Source organism: Methylomonas sp. BW4-1, assembly GCF_052474385.1.
On the sequence record NZ_CP184125.1, the window covers coordinates 3,859,189 to 3,870,196 of the forward strand.

Here is an 11,008-nt window from a genome sequence, read left to right on the forward strand (position 1 = left end):
CTATCCTCTGTTTTGTCGCTGTGACGCTATCAAGGCCAGCAACTCCGCCAAGGTCACTTTAGCCTGACCGTAATCGATATTGCCAACCTGTTTTTCTATTTTTTTTATCAGTAGCCGGGTTTCCGGACAAGGTAGCGCGGCCTTCAATTGCTCGATCAAGTCATTGGGGACAAAATCGCTACCTTCCAACAAGTCGCGCAACTGGCCGGCCAACTCGTCTGCCGCCGACCAATCGGCGGCTTGATTCAGTAGCTCGGCAACTGCACCCATAGCGGTGAAATCGGCAATCGTGTTCAGGGTGGCCGTCAGACTGGCCTCGCAAGCGGCGAGGCTAGCGTCAAACGGCATACCGACATGCAAAGCTTCCTCCAGATTCGCCGCGGCCCGGCTCAGTTCTACAGCGCCAAGCACGCCGGCTGCGCCCTTCAAATTGTGCAGCAAATCAACCGCCTGCTCGGTTTTTCCGGCGCCATGCAACGCTCTGAGGCGTTGCATGGTATCGGCAAATTTATCTCGAAAGCACTCGAACAAAAGTTGCAATTTATGACTATCCTCGCCAATCATAATCCGAATATACCCCATATCGAATCCAGGCAGCTCCCTGGATAAGCCGGAGACTATAGACTCCGGTTTCGGCAGCACCGGCTCGACCGCCACACTGCGTTCGGACGGCTTTATCCAGCGCAACAGGGCCGCCATCAAAGTCTGCGGCAACACCGGCTTGCCGATATGATCGTTCATGCCGGCGGCGTAACAATCGTTGCGCTCACGCTCCTGCACCGCTGCCGTCATGGCAATGATGGGCAAATCGGCAAACCGCGCATCCTGACGGATCAGCCGGGTCGCTTCGATACCGCTCATCTCCGGCATTTGTAAGTCCATCAGCACCGCGTCGTAACGATTTTTCCTGACCGCCTCCACCCCTTCCCGGCCGTTGTTAACTACAGTGACGCGCAAGCCGGAGCTTTCCAGATATTCCCTGGCTACCATTTGGTTGACCTCGTTGTCTTCCACCAACAAAATGCGCGCCCCGCGTATCGAAGCGGCCATACCCGCCAGCAGCGGCCGGCTTTGTTCATTGCCTTGCTCGGGGTTGCCGCCCTGCAAGCGCGTCAAGGCTTCCAGCAAGGTGGATGGCATCACCGGCTTGACCAAAATATCATCGGGTACCGCATCGCCGGCCGCACTTAACAATTTCTCACGACTGAAAGCAGTCACCATAATCACCACCGGGGCGTTGCGGATTTCGGTGCGGCGCACCATCTCCCGAATCTCCCTGGTGACCTGCACACCATCCAGACCGGGCATTTTCCAATCCAGCAACACCAATTCGAAGTCCCGATCAGCGTCGTTGGCCGCGCGCAGCGCTTCCAAGGCTTGTGCGCCGGATGCCGCTTCCTCGACCTGAAAGCCCCAGGCCAGCAAAATATCGCGCAACATCTGCCGGGAAATGTCCAAATCATCGACGATCAACACCCGCATGCTTTGCAGATGGCCGGGAATTTGTCGGGCTTTCTGCTCGGACGGAAACGGCAGCAGCAGCGTAAACTCGAATAGGCTGCCTTCGCCAAGCTGGCTCTGCACGGCTAAATTACCGCCCATCATTTCCACCAACCGCTTGCTGATGGTCAATCCCAGCCCGGTGCCGCCGAAGCGGCGGGTAATCGAACCGTCGGCCTGGGTAAAGGCATGAAACAAATGCTCGAGCTGCTCCGCAGACATGCCGATACCGGTATCACGTACCGAAAAACTCAAAGTGGAGTAGCCGTGGGTTTTTGCCAACTGGGAAACTTTGATATGAATTTCCCCGGCCTCGGTAAATTTCACGGCATTGCCCACCAGATTGTTCAATATCTGCCCCAAGCGCAACGCATCGCCAATCAGGCGCGGCGGCAAAGCGGAATCCAGTTCCAGCACCAGTTCCAGGCCTTTTTCCTCGGCGCGGACGATGAACAGATTCAGCACATTCTCCAGCACATCCTCCAAACTAAACGCTTCGGCCTGCAATTCCATGCGGCCGGCTTCGACCTTGGAATAATCGAGAATGTCGTTGGTAATCCCCAGCAAGGCCAGCGATGAGGTGTGAATTTTCCGCAGATAATCGCGCAGCTTGGGCGACAGATCGCTGTTCAAGGCCAAATCCGACAAACCGATGATCGCGTTCATCGGTGTGCGGATTTCATGACTCATATTTGCCAGGAACATACCTTTGGAGCGCGAGGCCGCTTCCGCTTCGTCTTTGGCTTGCAATAATTCTTCGGTACGCTGCGCCACTTCGGCTTCCAGGCGGTCCCGATGCCCGGTAAGGGTTTCATCGCGCAATTGGATCTCGCCCAACATGGTATTAAACGCCTGCACCAAATCGCCAATCTCGTCTCGGTCGCGCTGCGTCACCCGCAAAGTGTAATTTTTATCCTCGGCGATAAGCCGCGCGGCCGTCGCCAACTCCTCTATCGGCCTGGAAATGATGCGCTGCAAGCGGATTGCCAACAGATAAACCAATATCAGCGCCAGCCCCGCCGCCCCCAAACTCTTGCCTAAATCGACCAGTTGATCGTTCCATTGCGCGGTGAAATCGGCTTGCAACAACACATAACCGACCAACTCGGTATTTTTGATCACCGGCGTGAATAGCTCGGCGCGCCGGCTCCAGAAGTTGGTGCGCAGTTCACGGAACGGCCGGCGAAAGTCACTGGGTACATCAATATTCGCCGTTCCCCGGCTCCATGAAGCGAGTACGCTGCCATCGACAGACACCATCCAGGCCGCATACAGCTCCGGCCGGTCTTTCAACGACTCCAGCAAACGGCTGGCTTCGGATTTATCGGCAAACACCAACGCGGCTTGGCCGTTTTCGGCCAACACGTCCGCCAAACTGGACAATTCGTGCAATACGATGCGATAGCGGCTCACCACCGAGCTAACCACCATCACCGATAGACTGACGAACAGGCATACCGCACAACTGAACATGATGATGGACACCAGTTTGCGCCGCAGAGACCAGTCGGCAAAATTGGGCAACACGCGCATCACACTATCTCCCGTAAACAATGGCGGCAATATTCAACAGTTGGCCGGGCAAATGCAGCCGGGCGTTACGAATCGGTTCCAGATTCACTTCAAATACCACCTTGTTTTCGCGAAACAGCAAGCTGATACCGCCGCCTTTTTCGGCAAAGTCGTCGATGTCGGATAGGGTCAGCACCGGCGCATCGCCTAGTGCTTTTAAGGTCACCACAAAGTGAGATTTCTCGGAGCTGCCGAGAAACAACAGATGGCAAGTAGTCAAGTCGGGATCGGTATTGTTATGTTGGACAAACCGCAAAATGCGTTCGCCGGCCTTGCGCCCGTCCAGGGCTTGCAACTCGCTGTCCAGCACACTATTGCCGACCACACACAACAAAATGTCCGCACCAGGCGGCAATACGTCGGCGGGCCATTCCACGAATTTGGCAAAATTGTAGAGATAGGCGGCTTTGATCTGCGCCTCCGACAGGCTGGCGGCCGGCAATACCTGCCAGCCTGGCACCACTAGGCAAAGACAGGCGAAAACCCATTGGCGCGCCAGATAGCGTCTGGATTGCGGCGCGAAAAAACGCGGGCGCAGATAGTTTTTGACAATACCCCGCATCACGCCCATCGCGTCAGCTAAACGTTTCTGTCCGGCCATTTCGGAATGTATGCGAGATCCTTTTTGCATCGGGTTTTGGTTAAGAACCGTCCGGGTAGCTTTACGACAATGTGGTTTGGCGGAAGCCGGCAATCAAGTTTGTGAAAGTAGAAACGCAAACCCCAGTAGTCTTGTCAAGGACCGGCTTACGTTTCTATGCTTGATGTCGAATGATTGAATAGTTTAACCTCCTCGTCCGGGGCAACGGCAAAAACCGTTCAATTCTACGTAGGCATTTCCGGCGGCGGCACCGGCTACGCTACACGCACCTTCCCAGTATGTAGGCCCCACCCAAAAAGTATGCTGCGCGTGTAATTCCTGGTCCAGCACCAAGGGCTGCACGGTAAATTTTTCGCCGCGCACCTCGACTTCCCAACCGGAAGGATAGGTACAGCCGGTATTCGGACTGACCCATTCGCCCAGCACGGTAACCGTAAATTCGTGTGCCGCCAGCGTGACGGTTTGCCCTTGGGCATCGGTAATCGAGCCGGATTTTTCGACCGACGTGTCGCTGCCCTTGAAGTCGAACAACATGATTTGCCGGTTGTCATCGAGTTCAATCGCAAACCATTGCCAACCCTGCAGAATGGCTTGATAGAGTTCGCCGTATTGTCTGTCGAACCAGCTGTTGCCGGTGACTTGAAAAGTCTGGCCGCCGATACTGATAGTGCCGGTAGTCGCCATTTTCGGCCGCGAGTAATAATAAGTGTAGCCGCCGAAACGATAAGGATGGGGATCGCCGCCGTAATGCAAAGCCGGAGGCTGGCTGGCGTTCAGTTCCAGATCCAGATCCAGTACATAGTCGCCGACTTGCGCGTGTAAGCGGTCGTGGCCGTCGCCGCCAACCGCCGTGACTTTATTGTCGGCGCCGGAAGTCAGGTTAAAGCCGTTGGGGATGCGTTTGGGCAGATGGAATTCAACGAACTCTTCGAATGAAAATCGCTGACCATTCACATCGGTCACCGCCGCCTGCACCAGCTGATCGCGAAAAATCACCAAACTGTCGAACGAGAAAAACACGATTTCGAAGCCGAAGCGGCGGCCGTCGTCGGTGAATAAATGCCCGGTCCAATACCACCACTGCACTTGTTCGCTGGGTAAAAAGGCATCGTCGGCCGGTAATTCGACCGGGCCGATCAGCCCGCGGCGTGGCAGGAACAAACACGCGAGCACGGTTAATACTAACAACAGCCAAGGCAATAAAGGCGGCTTCAGCAGGCCGACAATCAACACAATCCCGGCAATAATCCAGGGCAATTTTTTCCAGAGCTTACGCATGGTCGATACTCTTTACGGGTTGAAAAATCAAAAGCGCCAGCTGAGTTTGCCGTAGATCGAGCGCGGGACTTCCACAGCACTACTGGGCAAGGACAGTGCGGATGAATCCTTATATTCGGGATGGCTGGGCGAGAACAGGTTTTGGGCGATAACGGCAAACTCCACACCGTTATAGGGTTCGTAAGCCAGTCTGGCGTCGAAGGTGGTGTAGGCCGGTACGGCCTGGCTGTTGGAATGCAAGCGGCCGACATGCCTGAGGGTAAAGTCCAACTTGATTTTTTCCGGCAAATCCATCTGCCAGCGCAAAGAGCCGCGATGCCGTGGGCTCAGACCGGCGATATCCGGATTGAGCGGGTCCTGGGGGATTTCCATTTTCAGGTGGCTGTAATTGCCGCTGAAGCGCATCCAATCCAACACATGCCATTCGCTGGCAATCTCGATGCCGCGTGTGGTGAAATCTTGCTGGGCGTTACTCCAGATCAAAGACTGGGTCAGCCCCACCAACTCGCCGCGGCGGAACATCACCAAGTCGGAATAATGATTGCTGAAGGCGGTAATGTCGGTGGAGAATTTTTCGGTCCACTGGGTGCGGTAACCGATTTCGGCGGCAAAGATTTTTTCTGCGCGCAGCTTGGGGTCGGGCTGCGCGATGACCTGGATCTGATCGAAAGGCGCCGGCAAACCGGTCGGCACACCGCCCAGCCCCACATTGGCCTGGGCTTCGCCGCGCGCCGGTGTCCGCGACGCCCTAGAAACCGAAGCCCATACCGAATGCACTTGGTCCGGCGTCCACATTAAACGGGCGTTGGGCTGCACTTGAGTATTACCAAAGTGGCTTTCTTCCAACTTGGTACCCAGCGTCAAGCGCAGGGTGTTGTCTATCAACGTGATGTCGTCCTGCACGAAGACGCTGCCGTTGTGGTAACCCAAGCTGTTGGGCGTAAAGGCGATGGCCGAGGTATTGACCGTGGTACTGTGAATAAACCGGTAACTGGCGCCCCACATCAAATCGTGGTCGGCATTGGGATGCAGGCGATGCTGAAAATCGATATCCAACATATCTTGACTGTCGGACAGCGCTGCGGCGCTGAAAGCGACCCGGTCATAATAGCCTTGCAGCATGAATTCAGAACCGTCGCTGAAATTGCCTTCCCAACGCGCCAGCAGGTTGGCGCCATCGGCATGGTCGTCGAAATTGAACTCGCGGTTAAACGGCGGCAACACGGTTTGCGGTACCACGGTATTACCTATGGTCTTGCGGTAAACATCGCCTTGCACGGTGTAGCGGCTGTCATTGGATATCCGGTCGTCGATACGAAAACCGCCCTGCACCGAGCGCCAGTCGTCGTGCAGCCTTTCTCCGCTTGCGTTAACAAAGGTATCGCGCTCAAAGGTTTTGGCATACACCCGATAACTGCCGTCGTCGCCGATACGACCACCGTGCCGGTAACCGGCGAAGCCGCGTTCCTGGTTGCCGCCGCCCGCCACAAACAGATTGCCTTGGGTGTCCTTGGCCTTCTTCGTAATGATATTGATCACGCCGTTTACCGCGTTGGCGCCCCACATCACCGCGCCAGGCCCGCGGATGACCTCGATACGCTCGATGTCTTCCATCAGCGTATCCTGTAAATCCCAGAATACCCCGGAAAACAGCGGCGTATAAACGCTACGACCGTCCATCAGTACCAGCAATTTATTGGCATAACGGCTATTGAAGCCCCGCGCGGTGACCGCCCAGACGCTGGCATTGATTTGCGCCACCTCAAGGCCGGGCGCCAGGCGAAGTGCATCGGGAATACTGGTGGCACCGGAACGGCGAAAGTCTTCCTGACTGATCACGAACGCCGCCGCCGCGGTATCGGATACGGTCTGCGACTTTCTGGACGCCGACGACACTTCCATTTGCATGAGTTCGTTGATGGAAAATGCTTCGATATCAGGCGCGTTGTCGGCTACCGCGCTACCGAAGATATTGACGTTAAGCGCCATACCGAACAGAAACAGGTTTAATCGATTCGTCGCTTGTATTTGATACCGGCCATCAAGCCATATCTTTGCTTTCATTTTTTTTATTATTTTGAGGTGACAACTATTTTGACGCGGGGTGCCGTCGGCTATCCATCCAGCGATACCTTCTCCGGCAAACCGTTTATCAAGATAGTCGCTAAATGCCGATAAGGCGTCCGCAACGCGCCAACATCGACAAATTCATTGCGTTTTTTGAGGGCTATCACATTTCATGCGGCGGAATTGCGCACCAGCGACAAGTAATCGGCTCGGCGCTAAGGCAGCGCAATTTGCAGCCGATCCGTAAAAGTGAGTGGTAATCCTTACCGGACTATGGAAGTACCCTTGATTTGTACGTAGACGGCCATACCTGGCTGCACATCTAACAACATCGCCGATTTTTGGGTGATATGCGCCAATAAAACCTCGTCGCCGACCGCCAGTTGCACGACGGTTTGGCCTTGCCCCATTTCGCTGAGCGCCAGCACCCCGGCCGGCAGAATATTCAGGATGCTGGAGGCTTCCGGCGGTTGCAGCGTAATACTGACGTCGCGGGCGTAAATTCTGATTCTCACCGGGCTACCGACCGGCATGTCCAAATACGGCAAACTCAAGCTGCCGCCTGCGAATTCGGCATGGCTGAGATGATATTCGGCTTCGTGGTTAATCAATTTACCCTGCCAGACGCTGGCCGCTTGCCGGTCCAAGGCCATGGGGCCGTCCAGCCGAGTCAGGGTTTCCGCCAGCGGCCCGCACGCTACTGCTTTGCCGGCAGCCATCACCAATAGATGGTCTGCGAGTTGATTGACCTCTTGCAAGGAATGGGTGACGTACAGAATCGGGATTTGCAGATTCTGATGCAAGCCGGTCAGGTAAGGCAGGATGTCCTGCTTGCGTTGCTCATCCAGCGCGGCCAGCGGCTCATCCATCAACAACACATCCGGACTGGCGGCCAAGGCCCTGGCTATCGCTACCCGTTGCCGTTCGCCGCCGGATAAGCGGTCCGGCAAACGCTCCAGCAACGGTCCTATCGCCAGTAATTCAATCGCTTGCTCCAGGGAAAACAGCCTATCTTTGGTTCGCAAACGCCGCACGGCATAATCCAAATTACCCCGTACCGAAAGATGCGGAAACAGGTTGGCTTCTTGAAACACATAGGCCAAATTACGGCGATGGGTGGGCAGGAAAAAATCGTGTTCACTGTCTTGCCAAAGCGTTGCGCCGATTTTCAAAAAGCCCTGCGTCGGCCGTTCCAAGCCGGCGATGCACCGCAACAAGGTGGTCTTACCGGAACCGGAATGACCGAACAGCACCGTCACGCCGCTGGCGGGCAGGTTTAAATCGACATCCAAAGCAAATTGGTCATACGCCAAGCGCAGGCGCGCCTGAATGCTGGGCACTGGGGACATAATCATTTCAAGGATTGCGTCAGCGTTTGGGTTTGTTGGCTGCTGTACAACAGCAGTAACACCAGGAAGGAGAAAATCAGCAAGCCACCGGCCAGCCAATGCGCCTGACCGTATTCCAAGGCTTCGACATGATTGTAAATTTGCACGGATACCACGCGGGTTTTGTCGGGAATATTGCCGCCCACCATCAATACCACGCCGAATTCGCCGACGGTATGGGTAAAACCCAGCACACCGGCAGTTAAAAATCCCGGTTTCGCCAAAGGCAGCGCCACGCTGAAAAATCGATCCAGCGGCCCGGCGCCCAAAGTCGCGGCGGCTTCCAGCGGCGCATCGCCCATTGCCACGAAGGCGTTCTGCAAAGGCTGCACCACAAACGGCAACGAATACAACACCGACGCCACCACCAAACCACCAAAGCTGAACGGTAAAGTGCCGATACCCAGCCATTGGGTAAATTTTCCCACTAGTCCAGCCGGCCCCATCAACACCAATAAGTAAAAACCCAATACCGTCGGCGGCAACACCAGCGGCAATGCCACCACGCTATTGATGACGCCTTTCCAGCGCGAACGGCTACGCGCCAACTTCCAAGCCAGCGGCGTGCCCAGTAATAGCAAGAGTAAGGTAGCCAGACTGGCCACGCGAAAGGTCAAAAACAAGGTATCGAGATCGGCGGCGTTTAGCATGCAGGCTTGGTCTGAGTGACGGGAAAATCGCTACTAGGCGACACATCTGCCGTCTATTTTCGCTAATCGGACGGGTAGAACGCCAGCAAAATACGCATTGGCTTTTATAAAAACTGCTGGTATGACGGGTATCGGCGAAATAGGCGCTGATTCTCAATCAAGCCCTATTGATCAAGACTATACCGTTCGGGCTGAGCTTGTCGAAGTCCAGGCTGGTGCGTCCTTCGACAGGCTCAGTACCCTCAGGAACATCAAGGCGACCTTAACAACCAGGGCTTACTTTCCAATAATCTGCAAACGGTTTTCCAGCTTGGCCGCCACCAAGGCATCGTAATGCCGTTGCAGCATCGAATCGGTTGGCCGCGGAAACAAGGTTGCCTCAATCTCGCTTTGCAATTGCGTCAAAAAATGCCGCTTGAGGACCGAATCCTCGGGCAGTCCCGGCGCTGAACCACTGACATCGCCCGCTGCTTTGCTAGCGCCGCTGGATTTAACGGACTTTGCATAAGCCGACAGCATGCAACCCAAGGGCGCGAATGCGCAGGCCGCCACAATCAACATAATCAAACCGACCCATATCACTTCACTCATCTCATCACCTTAATGACATTGCCAAAAAATCGGCGACAGGCTTTGGCACGCACCTGACGCCCTCTTGAAAATCCCAATGGTTTTCAATTGACCCGCAGCAATATCAATGCCATGGAACTCAGCGCCCGCAAGCCGCGGAACACAAGGACTTTCAGGGATGTGTCACAGTTTGAGTGTATTGTTTTGAGACAGGAATGCGACAAGACCGCGACATTCAGAAAAATTGTCAGCAATGCAATGGCAGAAGTGTTTACGGGGCGATGCCTTCCCAATCACTACGCTTAGTTCCAAGGCTAAACATTCCGCTAGTAGCTTAATGGTTTCTTATAGCACTTCAGGCATTGCCAGTGCCTCGGTAAATTGGCATGCAACCTCACCACGCATGTCCATTCTGCATCATGCCTTGCTGCTTGTTGTTGAAACCTGATCAACCTCCGAAACCCTTCATTCAGATGCGTTGGCCAGTAAATCCTTGACTAAAGCATTCGGGAAACGCCGGCTCGGCGTGATGGCATAAAAACGCTCGCGAATATCCGCGATACGGTAGCGCTCCACCAACAGGCCTTGGCGTAATTCATCCAGCACAACCACCGGCGGTACCAGAGTCAAATGTCCCGATTCGCGCGCCAGCAAGCGCAGCATCGCCATGTCATCGACTTCGGCCACCACAATTGGCCTCACGCCGGCTTGTTCCAGCAAGAAGTCGAACGCGGCCCTGATTTCGCTTTCAATGCTCGGTAACAGCAGTGGTCTGCCATGCAGATCCTGCGGAAATTGAAACGGCAGATTGTCGACGCAGGGTTTACCGACCAGGCTGACCGGCTGTTCGTCCAATAGATGGCAATGCCAATTGGTTTGCGCATCGCGTGGTACCGGCCGGTTGGATAACACCAGATCGATGGTATGGGTGTGCATTTGCGCCAGTAATTCGCGCAGGCTGCCGGAATGCAACACCAGTTCGACATCGCTGCGCTGGACCAAGGAGCGGACCAACTCCAGTTGAAAATTACGCGACAGCGTAGACACCGCACCAATCCGCAATAACTGCCGTTCGCCCGCCGAACGGCCATGCATCAAGCTGATCAATTCATCCCCAGCTCGAAAAATGGCGTTGGCATAATCCAAGGCAATCCGCCCGGCTTCGGTTAATTGCAGGCGTTTGCCCTCACGCTCGAACAACTTTTGCCCAAATGACTCTTCGAGCTGACGCAATTGAATACTCAGCGCCGACTGCGACACATGAAGCCTTTCAGCCGCCCGCGTCAGATTGTTTTCGTTGGCGATCATCCAGAAATAACGCAGATGGTGATAGTTCAAAGAGGCCATTTACACATTAACAAAAAAGAACGTTTACATTAAAT

At 54.9% G+C, this 11,008-nt stretch carries 8 protein-coding genes; all 8 read right to left on the bottom strand.

The genetic code is table 11. The features are described 5' to 3' along the window. The 8 genes from ACH5Y9_RS17910 to ACH5Y9_RS17945 all read right to left on the bottom strand — a co-directional run bounded on the left by ACH5Y9_RS17910 (position 1) and on the right by ACH5Y9_RS17945 (position 10,973). Positions 1-3,033, bottom strand: coding sequence for a response regulator (locus ACH5Y9_RS17910; protein WP_445367041.1), 3,033 nt, complete (start codon positions 3,031-3,033; stop codon positions 1-3). A gap of 4 nt (positions 3,034-3,037) precedes the next feature. Continuing rightward, positions 3,038-3,703, bottom strand: a complete 666-nt coding sequence (locus tag ACH5Y9_RS17915) for a YfiR family protein (protein WP_319960351.1) — start codon at positions 3,701-3,703, stop codon at positions 3,038-3,040. 153 nt (positions 3,704-3,856) lie between these two features. Next, positions 3,857-4,951: a lipocalin family protein gene (locus ACH5Y9_RS17920; protein WP_445367042.1), complete on the bottom strand. Its 1,095-nt coding sequence runs from the start codon at positions 4,949-4,951 to the stop codon at positions 3,857-3,859. 27 nt (positions 4,952-4,978) lie between these two features. After that, positions 4,979-7,015: a TonB-dependent receptor plug domain-containing protein gene (locus ACH5Y9_RS17925; protein ID WP_445367043.1), complete on the bottom strand. Its 2,037-nt coding sequence runs from the start codon at positions 7,013-7,015 to the stop codon at positions 4,979-4,981. A gap of 266 nt (positions 7,016-7,281) precedes the next feature. Beyond that, complete coding sequence (modC, locus tag ACH5Y9_RS17930; RefSeq protein ID WP_445369902.1) at positions 7,282-8,358, bottom strand: molybdenum ABC transporter ATP-binding protein; 1,077 nt, start codon at positions 8,356-8,358, stop codon at positions 7,282-7,284. Between the two features lie 11 nt (positions 8,359-8,369). Further along, positions 8,370-9,056 (bottom strand): molybdate ABC transporter permease subunit, encoded by a 687-nt coding sequence (gene modB, locus ACH5Y9_RS17935; RefSeq protein WP_101052047.1) that lies wholly within the window; start codon positions 9,054-9,056, stop codon positions 8,370-8,372. 276 nt (positions 9,057-9,332) lie between these two features. After that, on the bottom strand, positions 9,333-9,647 hold the full coding sequence (locus ACH5Y9_RS17940) for a hypothetical protein (protein ID WP_033156012.1): 315 nt from the start codon (positions 9,645-9,647) through the stop codon (positions 9,333-9,335). Between the two features lie 444 nt (positions 9,648-10,091). Then, positions 10,092-10,973: a LysR family transcriptional regulator gene (locus ACH5Y9_RS17945; protein ID WP_445367044.1), complete on the bottom strand. Its 882-nt coding sequence runs from the start codon at positions 10,971-10,973 to the stop codon at positions 10,092-10,094. Positions 10,974-11,008: the final 35 nt, after the last annotated feature.

Excerpts from the sequence above, each read along its gene's own strand:
- ACH5Y9_RS17940 (WP_033156012.1), bottom strand. The coding sequence starts at position 9,647 with ATGAGTGAAGTGATATGGGTCGGTTTGATTATGTTGATTGTGGCGGCC.
- ACH5Y9_RS17945 (WP_445367044.1), bottom strand. The coding sequence starts at position 10,973 with ATGGCCTCTTTGAACTATCACCATCTGCGTTATTTCTGGATGATCGCC.
- ACH5Y9_RS17915 (WP_319960351.1), bottom strand. The coding sequence starts at position 3,703 with ATGCAAAAAGGATCTCGCATACATTCCGAAATGGCCGGACAGAAACGT.
- ACH5Y9_RS17910 (WP_445367041.1), bottom strand. The coding sequence starts at position 3,033 with ATGCGCGTGTTGCCCAATTTTGCCGACTGGTCTCTGCGGCGCAAACTG.
- modB (WP_101052047.1), bottom strand. The coding sequence starts at position 9,056 with ATGCTAAACGCCGCCGATCTCGATACCTTGTTTTTGACCTTTCGCGTG.
- ACH5Y9_RS17920 (WP_445367042.1), bottom strand. The coding sequence starts at position 4,951 with ATGCGTAAGCTCTGGAAAAAATTGCCCTGGATTATTGCCGGGATTGTG.
- ACH5Y9_RS17925 (WP_445367043.1), bottom strand. The coding sequence starts at position 7,015 with ATGAAAGCAAAGATATGGCTTGATGGCCGGTATCAAATACAAGCGACG.